Here is a 251-nt window from a genome sequence, read left to right as displayed (position 1 = left end):
TTCATCTCCTCTGTATATGAAAATTGCCCGAATGCGGTGCACGTGTTTGACCATTTCCATGTGGTAAAGCTTATGAACGAGAAGCTGGATGAAATACGCAGGGTGCAATACCACATGGAAAAAGACAGGTTCATCCGACATTTCGCGTGATGCGGCAATCATGCAGTGCATATAGCCTCAATTCAAAGTATCGTTCATCCCTAAATCCATATGCCGTTCTCTTCATGACCTTTATCTTGTTGTTGATGCCT

General features: G+C 43.4%; 2 protein-coding genes. One reads left to right on the top strand and one right to left on the bottom strand.

Features of this window, described 5'->3' with window-relative positions:
- Positions 1 to 3 precede the first annotated feature (3 nt).
- Entirely contained in the window at positions 4 to 150 is a 147-nt protein-coding gene (locus tag I6E24_RS17095; RefSeq protein WP_317218751.1) for a transposase, read from the top strand.
- On the opposite strand, the gene I6E24_RS17090 is transcribed toward I6E24_RS17095, so the two are convergent.
- On the bottom strand, positions 131 to 251 hold a 121-nt coding region (locus I6E24_RS17090; RefSeq protein ID WP_235329877.1), incomplete at its 5' end, for a transposase. The genes I6E24_RS17095 and I6E24_RS17090 overlap by 20 nt on opposite strands.

Source organism: Bacteroides caecigallinarum (genome assembly GCF_021530995.1).
GTDB lineage: Bacteria > Bacteroidota > Bacteroidia > Bacteroidales > Bacteroidaceae > Phocaeicola > Phocaeicola faecigallinarum.
This window is presented reverse-complemented; position numbering and strand designations above follow the sequence as displayed.